General features: G+C 70.7%; 20 protein-coding genes. 3 read left to right on the plus strand and 17 right to left on the minus strand.

Features of this window, described 5'->3' with window-relative positions:
- The coding region (locus tag Q0741_RS08515; RefSeq protein WP_298232772.1) for an FAD-dependent oxidoreductase at window positions 1-556 on the plus strand (556 nt) is incomplete at its 5' end.
- A gap of 196 nt (window positions 557-752) precedes the next feature.
- On the opposite strand, the gene Q0741_RS08520 is transcribed toward Q0741_RS08515, so the two are convergent.
- The 7 genes from Q0741_RS08520 to Q0741_RS08550 form a co-directional block, all read right to left on the minus strand.
- Window positions 753-1,403 carry a 3'-5' exonuclease gene (locus Q0741_RS08520; protein WP_298232790.1) on the minus strand — a complete coding sequence of 217 codons (651 nt, stop codon included), beginning with the start codon at window positions 1,401-1,403 and terminating at the stop codon, window positions 753-755.
- 17 nt (window positions 1,404-1,420) lie between these two features.
- Window positions 1,421-3,256, minus strand: coding sequence for a DUF294 nucleotidyltransferase-like domain-containing protein (locus Q0741_RS08525; protein WP_298232773.1), 1,836 nt, complete (start codon window positions 3,254-3,256; stop codon window positions 1,421-1,423).
- A 135-nt stretch (window positions 3,257-3,391) separates the two neighbouring features.
- Window positions 3,392-4,033, minus strand: a complete 642-nt coding sequence (locus tag Q0741_RS08530; protein WP_298232774.1) for a 2-hydroxychromene-2-carboxylate isomerase — start codon at window positions 4,031-4,033, stop codon at window positions 3,392-3,394.
- The gene (locus Q0741_RS08535) at window positions 4,030-4,290 is read right to left on the minus strand and encodes a DUF1289 domain-containing protein (RefSeq protein ID WP_298232775.1); all 261 of its coding nucleotides are present in this window, start codon (window positions 4,288-4,290) and stop codon (window positions 4,030-4,032) included. The genes Q0741_RS08530 and Q0741_RS08535 overlap by 4 nt, the downstream gene beginning before the upstream one ends.
- Entirely contained in the window at window positions 4,287-4,781 is a 495-nt protein-coding gene (locus Q0741_RS08540) for a YbaK/EbsC family protein (protein ID WP_298232776.1), read from the minus strand. Before Q0741_RS08540 ends, Q0741_RS08535 begins: the two co-directional genes overlap by 4 nt.
- Window positions 4,782-4,925: 144 nt before the next feature.
- Window positions 4,926-5,327, minus strand: a complete 402-nt coding sequence (locus tag Q0741_RS08545; RefSeq protein WP_298232777.1) for a rhodanese-like domain-containing protein — start codon at window positions 5,325-5,327, stop codon at window positions 4,926-4,928.
- 31 nt (window positions 5,328-5,358) lie between these two features.
- On the minus strand, window positions 5,359-5,955 hold the full coding sequence (locus tag Q0741_RS08550; RefSeq protein WP_298232778.1) for a 2-hydroxychromene-2-carboxylate isomerase: 597 nt from the start codon (window positions 5,953-5,955) through the stop codon (window positions 5,359-5,361).
- Between the two features lie 101 nt (window positions 5,956-6,056).
- On the opposite strand from Q0741_RS08550, the gene Q0741_RS08555 reads away from it, so the two are divergent.
- Window positions 6,057-6,686: a hypothetical protein gene (locus tag Q0741_RS08555; protein ID WP_298232779.1), complete on the plus strand. Its 630-nt coding sequence runs from the start codon at window positions 6,057-6,059 to the stop codon at window positions 6,684-6,686.
- 69 nt (window positions 6,687-6,755) lie between these two features.
- Here the strand turns inward: Q0741_RS08555 and Q0741_RS08560 are convergent, their stop codons facing one another.
- From Q0741_RS08560 to Q0741_RS08585, 6 genes are all read right to left on the minus strand, one after another.
- Complete coding sequence (locus Q0741_RS08560; RefSeq protein ID WP_298232780.1) at window positions 6,756-7,421, minus strand: SDR family oxidoreductase; 666 nt, start codon at window positions 7,419-7,421, stop codon at window positions 6,756-6,758.
- Window positions 7,422-7,515: 94 nt separating this feature from the next.
- Window positions 7,516-8,694 carry an acetyl-CoA C-acyltransferase gene (locus Q0741_RS08565; protein WP_298232781.1) on the minus strand — a complete coding sequence of 393 codons (1,179 nt, stop codon included), beginning with the start codon at window positions 8,692-8,694 and terminating at the stop codon, window positions 7,516-7,518.
- Between the two features lie 30 nt (window positions 8,695-8,724).
- Window positions 8,725-9,213, minus strand: coding sequence for a hypothetical protein (locus Q0741_RS08570; protein ID WP_298232782.1), 489 nt, complete (start codon window positions 9,211-9,213; stop codon window positions 8,725-8,727).
- 44 nt (window positions 9,214-9,257) lie between these two features.
- Window positions 9,258-11,081, minus strand: coding sequence for a bifunctional isocitrate dehydrogenase kinase/phosphatase (gene aceK, locus Q0741_RS08575; protein WP_298232791.1), 1,824 nt, complete (start codon window positions 11,079-11,081; stop codon window positions 9,258-9,260).
- Window positions 11,082-11,143: 62 nt separating this feature from the next.
- Complete coding sequence (gene can / locus Q0741_RS08580) at window positions 11,144-11,965, minus strand: carbonate dehydratase (RefSeq protein ID WP_298232783.1); 822 nt, start codon at window positions 11,963-11,965, stop codon at window positions 11,144-11,146.
- Window positions 11,966-12,046: 81 nt separating this feature from the next.
- Window positions 12,047-12,502, minus strand: a complete 456-nt coding sequence (locus Q0741_RS08585) for a PaaI family thioesterase (RefSeq protein WP_298232784.1) — start codon at window positions 12,500-12,502, stop codon at window positions 12,047-12,049.
- Window positions 12,503-12,564: 62 nt separating this feature from the next.
- On the opposite strand from Q0741_RS08585, the gene Q0741_RS08590 reads away from it, so the two are divergent.
- The gene (locus tag Q0741_RS08590) at window positions 12,565-13,623 is read left to right on the plus strand and encodes an MBL fold metallo-hydrolase (protein ID WP_298232785.1); all 1,059 of its coding nucleotides are present in this window, start codon (window positions 12,565-12,567) and stop codon (window positions 13,621-13,623) included.
- A 244-nt stretch (window positions 13,624-13,867) separates the two neighbouring features.
- Here the strand turns inward: Q0741_RS08590 and Q0741_RS08595 are convergent, their stop codons facing one another.
- The 4 genes from Q0741_RS08595 to glyS form a co-directional block, all read right to left on the minus strand.
- Window positions 13,868-14,632 (minus strand): M48 family metallopeptidase, encoded by a 765-nt coding sequence (locus tag Q0741_RS08595; protein WP_298232786.1) that lies wholly within the window; start codon window positions 14,630-14,632, stop codon window positions 13,868-13,870.
- Window positions 14,633-14,681: 49 nt separating this feature from the next.
- Window positions 14,682-15,461 (minus strand): 1-acyl-sn-glycerol-3-phosphate acyltransferase, encoded by a 780-nt coding sequence (locus Q0741_RS08600; RefSeq protein ID WP_298232787.1) that lies wholly within the window; start codon window positions 15,459-15,461, stop codon window positions 14,682-14,684.
- Entirely contained in the window at window positions 15,461-16,063 is a 603-nt protein-coding gene (gmhB, locus tag Q0741_RS08605; RefSeq protein WP_298232788.1) for a D-glycero-beta-D-manno-heptose 1,7-bisphosphate 7-phosphatase, read from the minus strand. The genes Q0741_RS08600 and gmhB overlap by 1 nt, the downstream gene beginning before the upstream one ends.
- Window positions 16,060-17,220, minus strand: a 1,161-nt coding sequence (gene glyS, locus Q0741_RS08610) for a glycine--tRNA ligase subunit beta (protein WP_298232789.1), incomplete at its 5' end; no start/stop codon positions are given. The genes gmhB and glyS, both read right to left, overlap by 4 nt.

A 17,220-nucleotide genomic window follows, 5' to 3' on the forward strand; every position in this document is an offset into this window, starting at 1 on the left:
GGGCGTGGCCTACTGCCCGCACTGCGACGGCCCGCTGTTCAAGGGCAAGCGCGTCTCGGTGATCGGCGGCGGCAACTCCGGCGTGGAAGCGGCGATCGACCTCGCGGGCATCGTGGCGCACGTGACGCTCATCGAGTTCGCCGACCAGCTCAAGGCCGACGCGGTGCTGGTGAGCAAGCTCAAGAGCCTGCCCAACGTGGACATCGTCACCAACGCCCAGACCACCGAGATCACCGGCGCCGAGGGCAAGGTCAACGGCCTGCGCTACAAGGACCGCGCCACCGGCCAGGAACACCTCGTGCCGCTGGAAGGCGTGTTCGTGCAGATCGGCCTGGTGCCCAACACCGAGTGGCTCAAGGGCACGCTGGAGCTCAACCGCTTCGGCGAGATCGTGATCGACGCCAAGGGCCAGACCAACGTGCCGGGCGTGATGGCCGCGGGCGACTGCACCACGGTGCCGTACAAGCAGATCGTCATCGCCGCGGGTGCCGGCGCGGCCGCCGCGCTCAGCGCCTTCGACCACCTCATCCGCACCCCGGCGCCGGCGGCGGCCTGACCCCCGGCCTGGCGGCCACCCCACGAAAAAGCCCGCGGCAGCGGGCTTTTTTCATGGTCGTGCTCGTTCGGCAACCAAGGAGGCGTCATGCCCGCGAAGGCGGGCATCCACGCGTACCGGGATGCGGTCCGGCGTTCGTGGACACCCGCCTTCGCGGGTGTGACGGAGTTGCTTGAGTTGTCATCGGAAAACAGCCTCAGGCATGCCCCAACAGCCGCCGCAGCTTGGTGAAGGCCAGCGCCGCCATCACCGCGTCGTTCATGGCGTCGTGCGCCTCGCGCAGGGGCAGCTCCAGGTCGGCCATCATGGTGGCGAAGCTCAGGTCCACGTTGCGGTTGCCGCGCTCGTGCGCGGGCAGCTGCCTGTTCTTCCACTCGTAGTACAGCGCCGAGACCTCGATCTTGGGCTGCGGCAGCCTCAGCCCCAGCATCGGCCAGACGACGCGGTTGAGCATGGCCACGTCGAACTCCAGGTAGTAGCCCACCAGCGGGCGGCTGCCGATGAAGCGCATGAGCTGCGCCATCGCCGCCTCCGGCGCGATGCCCTGCGCCACGTCCTGCTCGCGCAGCCGGTGCACCTTCACCGCCTCGGAGGAGATGGCACGCTTCTCCGGGCGCACCAGCAGCTCCAGCCGCTCGCTGGTGAGCACGCGGCTGCCGGCGATGCGCACCGCGCCGATCGAGACGATCTCGTCGCGCCGGCGGTCCAGCCCCGTCGTCTCGCAGTCCAGCGACACCCACTCGTCGGGCGGCGGCGGCTCGAACATGAAGCGGTAGTTGTCGTTGGCCAGGTGATAGAGCAACCAGCCCTTCTTGAGCTTCTCCCAGGGCCCGGCCAGCGGCCCCAGGAGGTTGACCGTGGACTTCACTGCAGCGCGTCCAGGTGGTAGCGCAGCCGCAGCGTGGCCTTGAAGCGCTTGACCACGCCCAGCGTGTCCTTGAGCAGGTCGCGGTCCAGGCTGTTGAGCTGGTCGGGCTTGACGCCGCCGCTGACGTCGCTGCCGAGCTCCAGCTCCTGCAGCCCGGCCTTGAGCTTCAGGCCCATGAAGAAGTGCAGGCTCTGCACCACGTCGGAGCCGATCTCGGGCGCCATGTGGCCCGCGCTCACCAGGGCCTGCACGCGCTCGGCGGTGCCGCATTCGCGGATACGCTTGTCCAGCGCCAGGCTGCGCACGCCGTGCACCAGCGGGAAGATGCCGGCCTTCTTCAGGTCCAGCCGGTCGGGGTCGTTGTCGCCCCGCGTCAGCAGCCGGTTCCACCAGCCGGTGTGCTCGTCGAAGAGCGTGATGGCCGCGGCGAAGCGGGCCTTGAAGGCGTCGCTGTCGGCCGCCAGCGAGAACACCTCCTCGCGCAGCGGCTCCAGCAGCGCGGCGTCGCCGCATACCGGGTGCGCGTCGAGGAAGATGGCCAGCGCCATGAGGCTGTCGGCGTTGGGCATGAGCATCCAGCGCCGCACGGTCTCGCGGAAGGCCGACTGCGGCTGCCGCCAGGCCGGGTTGCTGACCATGATCCCGCCCGGGCACGGCGGGTAGCCGAAGTCGATGAGCGCCTGCGTGAAGCGGTTGCAGATGGCCTCCAGGTCCGCCGGGGGCTCGTAGCCGTCGCGCAGCACCAGGCCGTTGTCCTGGTCGGTCTTGAGCAGCTGCTCACCGCGGCCCTCGCTGCCCATGACGAACAGGCAGCTGTTGGCGACGAGTTCCTTGGGCGCGATGAGCTGCCAGGCGCGCTCGAAGAGCTTGGCGTTGAGCTCGCTCACCAGGCGGGCGATCATGCCCACGCGCGTGCCGCCGCGGTGCAGGATGGCGATGAGCTTGGTGATCTGCCGCGAGGCCTCCGCCAGCCCGGCGAGATCACGCGACTGCGCGATCTGCAGGCCCACCAGGTAGGAGTGGTTGGAGAGGAAGCTGAACACCTCCAGCGCCTCCAGCACGCCGTGCACGGTGCCGTCGCCGTCCTGCACCACCACGCGGTGCACGTTGTGGCGCAGCATCAGCGCCAGCGCCTCGCCCACGGGGTCCGAGGGCTTCACGCACACCAGCGTGAAGGTCGCCAGCCGGCCCACCGGCAGCCGGTCCAGCGGCGTGCCGTCCAGGATCGCGCGCTGCAGCCCGGTGTTGGTGAAGATGCCCAGCCGCGGCGGCGTGGCGGACCCATCCCGCACCAGCACGCTGGAGATCCTGTGCTCCTGGAACACGCGCGCCACCTCGACGATGGTGGTGGCCGCATCCACCAGTTGCGCCGGGCGCACGCCGGTCTCGGACACGCGTGCCATGGTCAACGACTGCATCTCGTGCTGGCTGCGCCGCTGCGCCAGCGCCGAGAGCTTGTTGGAGAGGTCGGAGAACAGCAGCGCGCCGAAGGTGGCGTTGCGCGCGATGAGCTCGTTGACAGCCTTGCGCGCAAGCTGGTAGGCCAGCACCTCCTCCTGCGCCACGAAGCGGTTGGTGACGCGGCCGGCCACCAGGGCGCGGCCGTCGAAGGTGTCGTCGGGGCCGTAGGTCGTGATGACCTGCTGTTCCTCGTCGAGCTGCTGCACGTGCCCCTTGATCAGCACGAACAGGTGGCCGGGCTCGATGCCGGGCTCCAGGATGGCCTCGCCGGCGCGGAAGTAGGCGATGTCCACGCTGTTGCGCACGAGCTGGCGCTCCTCGGCGTCAAGGCAGTCGAAAGGGGATGCGTCGAAGTTGAAGGCGCTGGGCATAACCGGCCATTTTGTGCAGCGCCGCCTGACGCCAGATTGATGCACGGCAGGCCGTCCCGTGCCCGGCCTTGCCTGGGCTGGAGCCGCCCAGACCCCGGACGGCAACCGCTGCCCGAGCGGGAAAGCCTGGCGTCCTCAGCGCCGCTGCACGCCGGGCAACGGCCGTGCCGACTCCTGCCACGCCGCGTCGAACCAGGCATCGCCCTGCAGCGCGGCCTTGAGCATCGGCAGCGCGTCCAGGCCCCAGAAGACCTTGCCCTCGAAGACGATGCTGGGCACGCCGAAGAGGCCCAGCGCGATGGCTTCATCCGTGTGCGCGCGTAGGCGCTGCCGGGCCTCCTCGCCCTGCGGGTCCAGCGCCGGCTTCAGTGCCTGCGCCAGCGCCTGCAGCCGTGCCGGGTCGTTGGCATCGGCCCCGGCGCCGCGCCAGACATGGTGGAACAGCGCCTCCACCACGCGGCGGTTGGGCAGGCCATCCACCTCGCCGCAGGCCAACGCCAGGCGCTGCAGCGCCAGCGGGTTGAAGGGGTGTTGCGCCGGCAACGCCAGCTCCACGCCGGCCTCGCGCGCCAGCCAGTGCACCTGGCGCATGGTCCAGTCGCGCTTGGGCGCTATCTCCGCGGGGCCGAGCTGGCCCCAGTGCTTGAGCAGCGCCGCGAACAGCAGCGGGCGGTAGCGCACGCGGTACGAGCAGCCCTCCAGCGCCTGCGGCAGCCGCTCGAACGCCAGGTAGGCGTAGGGCGAGACGACGTCGAACCAGAAGTCCAGCGTCTTCATCGGCGCGGCTCCGGCACGGGCGCGGGGCCGTGTTGCGCCCGAAGCTGCGCCTGGCGCGGCGGCAGGCGCAGCCACACCGCGCGCCGGGCCGCGTCGTCCAGCGTGGACCAGCCGGCGATCTCGTCGATGGTGCGGGCGCAACCGAGGCACCAGCCGGTGGCCGGATCCATCCTGCACACGCCGGTGCAGGGCGAGCCCACGGGCGTCGCGGCAGCCGCCGCCCGGGCGGTGGCCGGCGGCGGGGATGGCGCCGTCATGGCTGCTGCACCACGTCGGCCACCGGCGCGCCGGTGAGGCTTTCCAGCTGCTGCGGGCTGAGCCGGAACACGCCGTTGGGGTGGCCCGCGGCGGCCCAGATCTCGTCGAAGCGGAACAGGTCGCGGTCGATGAGCGTCAGCGGCGGGTTGAGGTGCGCCACCGGCGAGACGCCACCGATGGAGAAGCCCGTCTGCGCCTTCACGAACTCGGCATCGGCGCGGCCCACGGGGCCCACCAGCGCCGCCACCTTCTTCTCGTCCACGCGCCGGTCGCCCGAGGTCACCACCAGCACCGCGCGCTCGACGGCGCGCAGCTTGAAGATGACGCTCTTGGCGATCTGCCCGACGCTCACGCCCAGCGCGTCGGCCGCCTCCTGCGCGGTGCGCGCGGCGGTGTCCAGGTAGTGCGGCGCGTGCGGGTGGCCCTGCGCCGCCAGGGCCTGCGCCACGCGTTGGAAGCCTTCGGGGCGCTGCTGCAAGTCGTTGTCCATCGTCCGTCCTCGTGCCGCCCGGATCCAAGTTCCTTGAGGTTTGAAATTTCCGTTCGGGCTGAGCCCCTCGACGAGCTCAGGGCGAACGGAAAAAGAGAAGGTGGCGGCGCGCGCCGGACTATAGCCAGCGGCGCGGGGCCGACTTCAGCACCGGGGTTGCAGCGGCTCCACCGGCCCGCCGCCCTCCTTCCAAGCCTTGAAGCCGCCGTCGATGTGGGCCACGTCGTCGAAGCCCATCTCCTGCAGCGTGCGCGTGGCCAGCGCCGAGCGCCAGCCCGCGGCGCAGAACAGCACCAGGCGCTTGCCCTGCGCGAACACCGGCTTGTGATAGGGGCTCTCCGGGTCGGCCCAGAACTCCAGCATGCCGCGCGGGGTGTTGTAGGCGCCGGGGATGGTGCCCTCGCGCTGCAGCTCGCGGATGTCGCGCAGGTCGATGAACTGCACGTCCTCGCGGGCGTGCAGCGCCAGCGCCTCGGCCAACGTGCAGGTGTGCACCTGCGCCAGTGCCTCCTCGACCATCTGCTGGGCCGTCTTCTTCAGCTTCATGTGTCTCCTCCAGGGGATCGTCTCTCGGTTTCTAGAAGGGTGCCGCCAGCCAGCGCTCGATCTGCGCGCGGCGGTCGTTGCCCCAGAACGCTTCGCCGTCCACGACGATCCAGGGCGCCCCGAAGATACCCGCGGCGATGGCCTCGTCGTTGACCTGCTTCAGATGCGCCTTCCACTGCGCATCGGCACACGCGGCCTGCGCCTGCGCCGCATCGATGCCGCAGCGCTCGGCCAGCGCCAGCAGCGCGGGCATCTCGTCGAGCTGCACGCCCTCGGCGAAGTACGCGGCCAGCCCCCGGCGCGCCCAGGCCGCGGCGCGCGACTCGTCCTGCGCGTGCAGCCACCAGAAGATGCGCGCCGCGTTCTGGGTGGCGATGGGAAAGCGCGGCGGCGGACGGTAGGGCACGCCCTCGAAGCGCGCCGAGCGCTCGAAATCGCGGCGCATGTAGTCGCCCTTGATCGGGTAGGCCACCGGCGGGCGCAGCTCCGCCGCGGCCAGCGTGGCGCCCAGCAGCATGGCGTGCCAGCGCACCCGGCAGCCATGGCGCGCGGCCAGCGGCTCGATCCAGGTCGAGGCCAGGTACGAGTAGGGCGAGGAAAAATCGAACCAGAAATCGACGGTGTTCATGGCTTCATCCTTTTGATGGTGCGCCTGCGCCGTATCGGCGCATTCCCTTGCGCCAGGAGAACACAACGGTGTCCCGATGCGGGCACGATGGATGCTGAATCATGAACATGCTGCTCGAACTCGTCGTCCTGCTCGCTGCCTGCGGCGTGGCGCTGTGCTTCAAGCCGTGGGCGGCGCTGCGCGCCACCGAGCTGCGAAACCCCTGGCTGGCGGCGCTGGTGCTGCTGCCCTTCGTGTGGTCGCTGCAGGGCGTGCTGCCGGGCGGGCCGCCGCTGCAGCTCTCTTGTGCGGCGCTGCTGGTGCTGATGGTGGGCTGGCCGCTGGCCGTGCTCACCTGCGTGCCGGTGGCGATCTGCACCGCGTTCATCGACGCCAGCGGCATCGAGTCCGCGCTGCACCAGGCGGTGTGGAACGGCGTGCTGCCGGCCACGCTGGCACTGGGCATCGGCCTGCTCACGCGGCGCTGGATGCCGCATCACCTGATGGTCTACATCCTGGCGCGCGGCTTCGGCGCCACGCTGCTGGCCATGGCGCTCGTGGGCGGGCTGTGGCTGCTGCGCCACCCGCTGCCGCCGGGCAGCGACGTGGCGGCCGTGCTCACCGGGCGCTGGCTGATCGCCTGGAGCGACGCGGTGCTCAGCGGCATGCTGTGCGCCATCTTCGTGGCCTGGCGGCCGCAATGGCTGCTGACCTACTCCGACCGGCGCTACTTGCCGGTGGCGCCGCGCTGAAGGCCCCTGCGCAGCACCCAACTTCCGAAAGGCCCAAAGGGCTGCCCGCCAGGCAGCCCTTCGTCTTTCTCACCAAGGAATCACGTTCCCCTGCGGGTCGAGGAAGCTCCCGTTCTGCGCCGGCGTCAGCCCGGCCAGCACGCGGCGCTGCGCCGCCACGCTCTCCTCCACGGACAGCGTGGCCGAGGGCCCGCCCATGTCCGTGCGCACCCAGCCCGGGTGCAGCGCCACGCAGATCGCGCGGTCCTGCAGCGCCAGCGCCGCGTCCTTGAGCACCGAGTTCAGCGCGGCCTTGGAGGCGCGGTAGAGCCAGGCCGAGGGCGAGCTGCGCGCGCCGATGGAGGCCATCACCGAGGAGATCACCGCCAGCCTGCCGCCCGGCGCCAAGCCTTCGGCCACCACTGGCAGCAGCCGCATCGCGCCCAGCACGTTGACGTGCATCACGGCGTCGAAGTCGGCCTGCGTGGGCGGCTCCAGGCCCGCGGTGTCGGGGCCGTAGACGCCGGCGCAGTAAACGCCCAAGTCCAGCCCCAGCCCGTCCAGGCGCCAGCTCAGGGACGAAGCGCCGGCCGCGTCCGCCACGTCCAGCGCCCACGCAGTGGCGCCCAGGGCTTCCACCGCCTTCAGATGCTCCCCGCGCGCCGTGGCCCACACCTGCGCGCCCGCCTCGCGGTACTGGCGCACGAACTCCAGGCCGATGCCGCGCGAGGCGCCGATCACCAGGACTTTCTGCATCGCTCTCGTTCTCCTTGACCTTCTTCCCTCACCGGCCGCCCACGGGCCACGGCTCGAGCTGGAGCCATGCGGCAATCCGCGGCCCCGGCCGGCCTTACAGCATTTCCAGTGCCACCGCCGTGGCCTCGCCACCGCCGATGCACAGCGAGGCCACGCCGCGCTTGAGGCCGCGCCGGCGCAACGCGCCCAGCAGCGTCACGACGATGCGCGCGCCGCTGGCGCCGATCGGGTGCCCCAGCGCCACCGCGCCGCCGTGCACATTGACGATTTCGTGCGGCAGCTCCAGCGCCGACATCGCCGCCATGGTCACGGCGGCGAAGGCCTCGTTGACTTCCCACAGGTCCACCTGCTCCTTGCGCCAGCCGGCCTTCCTCAGCGCCTTCTCGATCGAGCCCGCCGGCGCGGTGGTGAACAGCTCCGGCGCCTGCGCGTGCACCGCGTGCGCCACGATGCGGGCGATGGGCGCCAGGCCCCGCTGCGCGGCGGTGGATTCGCGCATCAGCACCAGCGCCGCGGCGCCGTCGGAAATGCTGGAGGCGGTGGCGGCGGTGATGGCGCCGTCCTTCTTGAACGCGGGTTTCAGGCCGGCAATCCTGTCCAGCCTGGCCTTGAAGGGCTGCTCGTCGTGCTTCACCAGCGTCTCGCCGCCCTTGCCGGGCACGGCCACCGGTGCGATCTCCCAGTCGAAACTGCCGTCCTCGTTGGCCTTTTTCGCGCGCTGGGTGGAGGCGATCGCATACGCCTCCATGGCCTCGCGCGTGAAGCCGAACTGCGTCACGCAGGTTTCGGCGAACACGCCCATGGCCTTGCCGCGCTCGTAGGCGTCCTCCAGGCCGTCCAGCGCCATGTGGTCGTACAGGGCGGCGGCGCCGTACTTCACGCCCTTGCGCGCGAACACGAGGTGCGGCGCGTTGGTCATGCTCTCCATGCCGCCGGCCACCAGGGCATCGGCGCTGCCGGCCACCAGCATGTCGTGCGCGAACATCATGGCGCGCATGCCCGAGCCGCACATCTTGGACAGCGTCACGGCGCCGGCGGCATCGGGCAGCCCGGCGCGGCGCAGGGCCTGGCGGGCGGGCGCCTGGCCCTGGCCGGCCATGAGGCAGTTGCCCATCAGCACCTCGTCCACGGCGTCGCCGGGCAGCGCGGCGCGCTCGACGGCGGCGCGGATGGCCACGGCACCCAGCTCCCAGGCCTGCAGCGAGGCGAAGTCGCCCAGCAGGCCACCAATGGGGGTGCGGGCAGCGGAGACGATGACGACGGAATCGGCCATGGCGGGCTCCTCTCTTCTTCCGGTGACGGATCAGGGGGACAGGATGGCACCACGCTCCTGCTGCGCGATGTCGCGGATGTACTGCTGGAAGTCGGGGTCTTCGCCGCGCAGCAGCAGCGGCAGGGCGTTGAAGAAGTCTCCGCGCCGGCACCACTCGCGCATGTAGTCGTCCCAGGAGTTCCAGCGCCGTGCCTCGGTGGGGCTCATCTCCGGCTTGTAGGCCACCAGGTAGGCGCGCTCGAACAGCGAGATCAGCATGTCGAAGATCACGAGCATGCGCTCGTTCTGCTCCGGAGTCGGGTTGGGCAGCGCCTGCGCGCTGCGCAGCTGCAGATCGGCGTTGGCCAGCACGGTCTTGAGGAAGTCGTTGTAGGCGTCCGAGAGGTGCTGGTAGGCCTCCTCTTCCTCGTTCTCGCGCTCCTTGCGCTGCTCGTGCAGGAACACCCACACGGCAAAGGGCAGGCCGAAGACGGTGACGGCGTAGCTGCCCAGCTCCAGCGCCTGGCTCAGCGCCTCCATGTCCACGCCCGCGCGCCCCGCCCGCCCGAAAGTCCCCGCCCGCCTCAGCCTTGCGGCTCGGCCATGGCGTCCCACTCGGACGCGGCGGCCCGGGCCGCGCGCTGGTGGACGAAGCGCTTGTGCGGGTCGTAGGGGAAGACGTCGTGCACGTGCCCGGCCAGGATGCGCTGCTTGTGCGCGTTCCAGAACCCGGCGTCGAGCAGCTCGGCGTGGTGCTTCATGAACACCTCGCGCACGCTGGCGTTGCCCAGCAGAAAGGGCGCGAAGGTTTCGGGGAACACGTCCTTGGGGCCCACGTGGTACCAGATCTCGCCCGACATCTCCTCCTCCTCGGTGCGCGGCGTGGGCACCTTGCGGAAGTTGCAGTCGGTCAGGTATTCGATCTCGTCGTAGTCGTAGAACACGACCTTGCCGTTGCGCGTGACGCCGAAATTCTTCCACAGCATGTCGCCGGGGAAGATGTTGGCCGCCACCAGGTCCTTGATGGCGTTGCCGTACTCGACCACCGCGTGCTCGATCTGCTCGGGCGTGCCCTCCTGCAGGAAGATGTTCAGCGGGACCATCCGGCGCTCGATGTACACGTGCTTGAGGATCACCTCCAGCTGCCCGTCGCCGTCGCGGTCGGAGATCTCCACCAGGCTGGGGCAGTGGTGCAGCAGTTCCTCCACCAGCGCGTCCTCGAAGCGCGCGCGCGGGAAGGCCACGTTGCTGTACTCCAGCGTGTCGGCCATGCGCCCGACGCGGTCGTGCGTCTTCACCAGCTGGTACTTGCCCTGGACGAGCTCGCGGGTGGTCTCCTTCGGTGCCGGATAGAAGTCCTTGATGCACTTGAAGACGAAGGGAAAGCTGGGCAGGTCGAACACCAGCATCACCATGCCCTTGATGCCCGGCGCGATGCGGAACTTGTCGGTCGAGTGGCGCTGGTGGTAGAGGAAGTCGCGGTAGAACAGGTTCTTGCCCTGCTTCTGCAGGCCCAGGGCGCTGTAGATCTCCGAGCGCGGCTTGCGCGGCATCAGGCTGCGCAAAAACTGCACGTAGGCCGCGGGAATCTCCATGTCCACCATGAAGTACGCGCGCGCGAAGCTGAACAGCAGCAGCAGGTCCTCCTCGCCGAAGAGCACCGCGTCGATGGCCAGCGTGCGGCCCTCCTGGGCGTGCAGCACCGGCAGCGCGAAGGAGGTCTCGTGGAAGCCGTTGACGATCTTGCCCACGATGTAGCCGCCCTTGTTGCGGAAGAACATCGAGGACAGGACCTGGATCTGGAAGTTGGTGCGCCAGCGCGTGTCGCCGAGCTGGCGCCGTATCGCCTCCAGCACGTCGTCGATGTCGCGGTCCAGGTTCTCGAAGGGCAGGCTCAGCTGGAAGTTGTGGACGATGCGCAGCAGCGTCTCGCGCAGCGTGGCCGGCGTCGGGTAGTAGGCGCGGTAGGTAGGCGCGGCGGCGGGCTCGTCGTTCTCGATGTACTCGGTCGAGACCGCCGGGCGCACGAAGATGAAGTCGTTGTGGAAGTAACTGCGGTGCAGGATCTTGGTCGTGACCGAGTTGAAGAAGGTTTCGGCCAGCTCGGGCTGGTGATGGTTGGTCAGCAGCCCGATGTAGTGCAGCTTCACCTGCTGCCAGGTGTCCATGGGCAGCTTGGAGGCCTGGAATTCGGTCTGCAGCCGCTCCGCGGCCTCCTCCACCCGCTTGGCGTAGAACTCGATGCGCTCGCGCTGCGCGCGCTGCTGGCCATGCCAGTCCGCCGCCTCGAAGCGCTGCTTGGCCGCGGCGCTGGTCTCGCGGAACAGCCGGTAGTGGCGGTTGAACCCCTCCAGCAGCGCCCCGGCGATGGCGTAGGCGCGGCTGTCGTCCAGCAGGCGCGGGAACAGATGGGGGTTGTTGAGCATCGAGGTCTCCGGTCCTGGTGTCGCGTGTGCTCGGCCCTCGGCGATCAGGCTTCGGGCGGCACCTCCGCCGACGCCTCGCGACCGCGCCGGCGGCCGCGCCCGGACTCGGCTTCGGCCCCCGACTCCGCCTCGGCCTGCGGCGCCGGCGCGGGCGTGGGAGCCGGCGGCGCGGGTGCCGGGGTGGGCGCGGAAGCCTGCGCCGCCTGCAGCGCCTCCACGCGCCGGTACAGCGCCTGCAGCGCCTGCTCGTAGGCCGGGACCACGTCGTCGGGGCCACTGACGTTCATGCACAGGTCCTGCAGCAGCCCGTTGTGCAGGCCGTACACCCAGCCATGCACCACCACGCTCTGGCCGCGCAGCCAGGCGTCCTTGACCACCGTGGTCTGGCACACGTTGAGCGCCTGCTCCAGCACGTTGAGCTCGCACAGGGCGTCGATGCGCAGTTCCACCGGGATGCTGAAGAGCCAATCGCGGTGCTTGTCGCGCACGTCCTGCACGTGGCGCAGCCAGTTGTCCACCAGGCCCACGCGCAGGTCGTTGAGCGCGGCCTTGACGCCGCCGCAGTTGGAGTGGCCCACCACGATGACGTGCTCCACCCGCAGCGCGTCCACCGCGAACTGCAGCACCGACAGGCAGTTGAGGTCCGAATGCGCCACCACATTGGCTACGTTGCGGTGCACGAACAGCTCGCCCGGCAACAGCCCGACCAGTTCGTTGGCCGGCACGCGCGAATCGGCACAGCCGATCCACAGGTACTGCGGCGACTGCTGCTTGAGCAGGCGCGAGAAGAATCCGGGCTCGCGCGCCTCGGTCTGGTCGGCCCACTGGCGGTTGCGCTCGAAGAGATCCTTGAGTTCGTTGATCATGGCAGAGGGGGACGTTGCTGAGGAAACGGGGGGCGGGATGCGCGCCCGATCGGCGCGCCGGCGGAGGTGTCGCGGCGGGCGTCAGCCGCGCACGTCGGGGCGGCCCTGCACCGTCATCATGGTGGCGGTCATGGTGGCGACGAGCTTCTCGGGGCCGCCGGGCTCGTGCTGCAGCGCGCGGCCCTCGACCACGCTGATGGTGCGCCCGGCCTTGAGCACGCGGCCCTCGCAGCGCAGCCACGGGCCCTGCGCGGGCGCGAGCAGGTTGACCTTGAATTCGATCGACAGCACCGAGGCGTCGGCGGGCATGAGGGAGAAGGCGGCGTAGCCGCAGGCCGAGTCCAGCGCCGTGGTCAGCATGCCGGCGTGCATGAAGCCGTGCTGCTGTGCCAGCTCGGGCCTGTGGCGCAGCACGATCACCACGTGGCCCGGCGATACCGCCTCCAGCGTGGCGCCCAGGGTGTGCATGGCACCCTGGCGCGCGAAGTTGTCGCGTACGCGCTGGGCATAGCCGGCGTCTGCGGGAACGAAGCTCATCAATCCTCCAGGTACTCGGCGCGGATCCCCGGATTTTAGGGGGGCTGACTACACTGCCCCGGATGAGCACGCCGCAGGACCAAGCCCTCCACTATCCGCTGGGCGACCAGTTGCCCTCCCCCGGCCAGACGCTGGACCTGGCGCCCGGCGTGCGCTGGGTGCGCATGGGGCTGCCCTTCGCGCTGGACCACGTCAACCTCTGGCTGCTGCGCGACCGCATCGACGGCGTGGACGGCTGGACCGCGGTGGACACCGGCATCGCCAACGACGCCACGCGTGCGGCCTGGGAACAGCTCTTCCGCGAGGGCCTGGACGGCCTGCCGCTGCTGCGCCTGGTCGTGACGCACATGCACCCCGACCACATCGGGCTGGCGCAGTGGCTCACCGCGCGCTGGAACTGCCGGCTGTGGATCAGCGCCACCGACTACCACGCGGCCTGCACCGGCAGCCGCAGCGTCACCGGCCACGGCGGCGCTGCGGCGGCGGAGTTCTTCGGCCGCCACGGCTTGTCCGACCCCGAGGCGTTGGAGAAGGTGCGCCAGCGCGGCGGCTACTACGCCAGCATGGTGCCGGAGGTACCCACGCAGTTCGCGCGGCTGCTCGACGGCCAGCGGCTGCGCATCGGTGAGCACGACTGGCACTGCATCGCCGGCCACGGCCACGCGCCCGAGCACATCAGCCTGCACTGCCCGGCGCTGGGGGTGCTGATCTCGGGAGACATGCTGCTGCCGCGCATCTCCACCAACGTCAGCGTGCTGGACCAGGAGCCCGAGGCCAACCCGCTGCCGCTGTACCTGGACTCGCTGGAGCGCCTGGCGGTCCTGCCGGCCGAGACGCTCGTGCTGCCCTCGCATGGGAAACCCTTCGTCGGCATCGGGCCGCGCGTGGCGCAGTTGCGCGAGCACCATGAAAAGCGGCTGCAGGAGGTGCTGCAGGCCTGCGCCGCGCAGCCGCTGCATGCCGCGGGGCTGCTGCCGGTACTGTTCCGCCGTCCGCTGGACCTGCACCAGACCACGTTCGCCATGGGCGAAGCCATCGCGCACCTGCATGCGCTGTGGCAGGAGGGTCGGCTGCAGCGCCTGGCGGGCCCGGACGGCGTCTGGCGCTTCGCGCCGCCCTGAGCGCACCACAAAAAAAGAAGGGCCTGCCACTTGCGTGGACAGGCCCAGTGGTGCACCGCCCTCGCCGTCGGACGCGGCCTCCTCCCGCGGTGCACGCCGTCATGGACAGCGTGGTGACAGTTTGCGACAGACCCTGTATTCCGACTCCACCAAAGACGGGGGATGGTCGTGACGGATGCACGGCAATGCGCTAGCGCACGGTAACAGGCACAAGCCAGCTTTCCGTCACCGCCTGAAAACTTGCTCAGTCCAGCGTCGGCAGCACCGCCGCGCGCAGCGCGGCACGGCGGCAAGCGAAGTCCGGCAGCACGGCGCGCACATGGGCCCAGAAGGCGGCGCTGTGGTTCATCTCACGCAGGTGCGCCAGCTCGTGCACCACCACGTAGTCGATGAGCGCGGGCGCCAGGTGCACCAGGCGCCAGTTCAGGCGGATCACGCCGGCGGCGCTGGCACTGCCCCAACGCGTGCGGGCCGCCGACAGCGCCAGCCGCGCCGGCCGCACGCCCATCAGCGGCGCATGCAGCGCGCAGCGCTCCCTGAACACCTCCAGCGCCCGCGCTTGCAGCCAGCCGCGCAGCGCGGCAGCCCATTGCGCCGATGTCGCCGCCTCGGCCAGCGGCACGTGCAGCAGCGCGTCCGCGGCATCGAGGCGCCAGGCGGCGGAGCTGGCCTGCAGCCGCAGCGGCGCGCCCAGGAAGGGCAGCAGCGCCTGCGCGCCCCAGACCGGCGGCTGCGCCTCGCGGCGGCGTTCCTGCTGCACCTGCTGCGCGGCGAGGTGGCGCAGGATCCACGCCGCCTTGGCCTGCAGCGCCTGCTCCACCTGCGCCAGCGTGGCGCTGCGCGGCACGGCCACGCGCAGCCCCTGCGCGTCCACCACCAGTCCGATGCTGCGCCGGCTGCTGCGGCGCAAGGCGTAGTGCGCCACCTCGCCGCCGGGCAGCCGCAGCGCGTAGCGCGCCTCGGGATGGCGCCAGGGCGAGGAAACCGGCGCGGCGGCCCCTTCGGGCACTGCCGCGTCCAGCGGTAAGGGCGCGCCGCGGCTCAAGGTCGGGGGAAAGTCAGGAGCGGGCAGCGGCGGGCTGCGTAGCGGCGGGCGTGTAGGCCTCGGGGTCCAGGCGGCGCATCTCGGACTCGATCCAGCCCTCCACCTCGCGCGTGAGCGCGTCCGGGCTGCGGCCCTGCACCGGGATGGGCGCGCCGATGGAGATGTCGATCACGCCCGGCTGCAGCAGCCAGCTCTTGCGCGGCCAGCAGCGCGCGGAGGTCACGGCGATGGGCACCAGTGGCACGCCCGCGGCCAGCGCCAGCCGCGCGGCGCCGCTCTGGTAGCGCGCCTGCTGCCCGCGCGGCGTGCGCGTGCCCTCGGGGAACATGATCACCCAGGTGCCGCGCGACATGAACTTGCGGCCCTGTGAGGCGACCTTGTTCCAGGCCTCGGTGCGCTTGCTGCGGTCGATGTGGATCATGTCCAGCCGCCACATGGCCCAGCCGAAGAACGGGATGTAGAGCAGCTCGCGCTTGAACACGTAGGCCAGCGGGTGCGGCATCAGCGCCGGGAAGGCAAAGGTCTCCCAGGTGGACTGGTGCTTGGCCGCCAGCACCACCGCCTCGTTCTTGCCCTTGGGCAGGTGCTCCATGCCCTGGATGCGCCAGCGCACGCCGCAGATCCAGCGCGCGCCCAGGATGGCCGTGCGCAGCCAGCCCGCGCACACCCAGTACAGCGGGTCGCCGCGCATGAAGAGCGACAGGAACACCGCCGTCAGCGCCCAGGGAATGACGGTGGCGGTGAGGAACAGCAAGTACAGCGCCGAGCGCAGCACGGACAGCAAGCGGCCCATCAGCGGCTCTCCTCGACGTCCACGCGCGCCTCGCGCTGCTCGCGCTGCAGCAGGTAGTCGGCAAAGGCGCTGAGGTCCTGGTGCACCTGCAGCCCCGGCACCTGCGCCGCGAGCTGCTGCAACTGCGCCTCGTCCAGCGCCGCGCCGCGGCCGCTGCGCAGCAGGTGCGGCTGGCAGCCCGCGGCACGCGCGGCAAGCATGTCGCGCGCGGTGTCGCCCACCAGCGGCACCTGGGTCAGGTCCGCGCCGTAGCGCCGGCCAATGTCCAGCATCAGCCCGGGCAGCGGCTTGCGGCAGTCGCAATGGTCCTCGGGCGTGTGCGGGCACAGGAACACCGCGTCGATGCGCCCGCCCTGCTGCTGCAGCACTTTCATCATGTGCGCGTGCACCGCGTTGAGTGAGGCCATGTCGATCATCCCGCGCCCGATGCCGGCCTGGTTGGTGGCGACCACCACATGCCAGCCGGCATGGTTGAGCCGCGCCACGGCCTCCAGCGCGCCAGGCACCGGCGTCCACTCCGAGGGCTCCTTGACGTGGTCCTCGCGGTACTGGTTGAGGATGCCGTCGCGCCCCAGGATGACGAGCTTGGGGATGGGGTTCATTGCGCCAGCCGCGACAGGTCGGCCACGCGGTTCATCGCCGCGTGCAGCGTGGACAGCAGCGCCAGGCGGTTGGCGCGCAGCGCCGCGTCCTCGGCATTGACCATGACGTGGTCGAAGAAGGCATCCACCGGCGCCTTGAGCGCCGCCAGCGCCTGCAGCGAGCCCTGGTAGTCGCCGGCCTCGAAGGCGCTGTCGGCCTGGGGTGCCACGGCCTGCAGCGCCTCGTACAGCGCGCCTTCGGCGCTCTCGCGCAGCAGCGCGGTGTCCACCGCCGCCCCCACGCCGCTCTCGCTCTTCTTGAGGATGTTGCCCACGCGCTTGTTGGCCGCGGCCAGCGACGCGGCCTCGGGCAGCGCCGAGAACGCGCGCACGGCGGCCAGCCGCTTGGGCACCTGGCCCAGGCGCTCGGGGCGCAGCGCCAGCACCGCGTCCACCTCCTGCGCGCTGTAGCCCTGCTCGCGCAGCGACACCGCCAGGCGGTCGAACATGAAGTCCAGCAGCGCGGCGCTGGGGTCGGTGACGAGCTCGCCGAAGGCCGGCACGGCCTGCGCCAGCAGCTCGGGCAGCGACAGCGGCAGGTTCTTCTCGGTCAGCAGCCGGATCACGCCCAGCGCGTGGCGGCGCAGCGCGAAGGGGTCCTTGTCGCCGGTGGGCAGCTGGCCGATGCCGAACAGGCCCACCAGCGTCTCCAGCTTGTCGGCCAGCGCCAGCACGGTGCCGGTGTGGTTGCGCGGCAGCACGTCGCCGGCGAAGCGCGGCTTGTAGTGGTCCTCGATGGCGATGGCCACGCCGTCGCGCAGGCCCTCGTGGCGCGCGTAGTAGCCGCCCATGATTCCCTGCAGCTCCGGGAACTCGCCCACCATGTCGGTCAGCAGGTCGGTCTTGGCCAGCAGCGCGGCCTCCTTGACCTTGCTGTCGAGCACCTCGAACTCGTCCTTGGCTTCCACCGTGTACGGCACGGTGGCCAGGCGCAGCTGGTTGACGATGGCGTGCGCGATGGCCTGTACGCGCTCGGCGCGCTGGCCCTGCGTGCCCAGCTTGCCGTGGTAGACCACCTTGGCCAGGCCCGGCACGCGCGAGGCCAGCGTTTTCTTGCGGTCCTGGTCGAAGAAGAACTTGGCGTCGGCCAGGCGCGGGCGCACCACGCGCTCGTTGCC

Source organism: uncultured Azohydromonas sp. (assembly GCF_937926365.1).
Classification (GTDB): domain Bacteria; phylum Pseudomonadota; class Gammaproteobacteria; order Burkholderiales; family Burkholderiaceae_C; genus Azohydromonas.

Coding starts and splice junctions, on each gene's coding strand:
- Q0741_RS08530 (WP_298232774.1), bottom strand. CDS start 4,033: ATGAAGACGCTGGACTTCTGGTTCGACGTCGTCTCGCCCTACGCCTAC.
- Q0741_RS08550 (WP_298232778.1), bottom strand. CDS start 5,955: ATGAACACCGTCGATTTCTGGTTCGATTTTTCCTCGCCCTACTCGTAC.
- gmhB (WP_298232788.1), bottom strand. CDS start 16,063: ATGAACCCCATCCCCAAGCTCGTCATCCTGGGGCGCGACGGCATCCTC.
- Q0741_RS08560 (WP_298232780.1), bottom strand. CDS start 7,421: ATGCAGAAAGTCCTGGTGATCGGCGCCTCGCGCGGCATCGGCCTGGAG.
- Q0741_RS08565 (WP_298232781.1), bottom strand. CDS start 8,694: ATGGCCGATTCCGTCGTCATCGTCTCCGCTGCCCGCACCCCCATTGGT.
- Q0741_RS08570 (WP_298232782.1), bottom strand. CDS start 9,213: ATGGAGGCGCTGAGCCAGGCGCTGGAGCTGGGCAGCTACGCCGTCACC.
- Q0741_RS08540 (WP_298232776.1), bottom strand. CDS start 4,781: ATGGACAACGACTTGCAGCAGCGCCCCGAAGGCTTCCAACGCGTGGCG.
- Q0741_RS08535 (WP_298232775.1), bottom strand. CDS start 4,290: ATGACGGCGCCATCCCCGCCGCCGGCCACCGCCCGGGCGGCGGCTGCC.
- Q0741_RS08590 (WP_298232785.1), top strand. CDS start 12,565: ATGAGCACGCCGCAGGACCAAGCCCTCCACTATCCGCTGGGCGACCAG.
- Q0741_RS08545 (WP_298232777.1), bottom strand. CDS start 5,327: ATGAAGCTGAAGAAGACGGCCCAGCAGATGGTCGAGGAGGCACTGGCG.
- Q0741_RS08555 (WP_298232779.1), top strand. CDS start 6,057: ATGAACATGCTGCTCGAACTCGTCGTCCTGCTCGCTGCCTGCGGCGTG.
- can (WP_298232783.1), bottom strand. CDS start 11,965: ATGATCAACGAACTCAAGGATCTCTTCGAGCGCAACCGCCAGTGGGCC.
- Q0741_RS08600 (WP_298232787.1), bottom strand. CDS start 15,461: ATGGGCCGCTTGCTGTCCGTGCTGCGCTCGGCGCTGTACTTGCTGTTC.
- Q0741_RS08585 (WP_298232784.1), bottom strand. CDS start 12,502: ATGAGCTTCGTTCCCGCAGACGCCGGCTATGCCCAGCGCGTACGCGAC.
- Q0741_RS08525 (WP_298232773.1), bottom strand. CDS start 3,256: ATGCCCAGCGCCTTCAACTTCGACGCATCCCCTTTCGACTGCCTTGAC.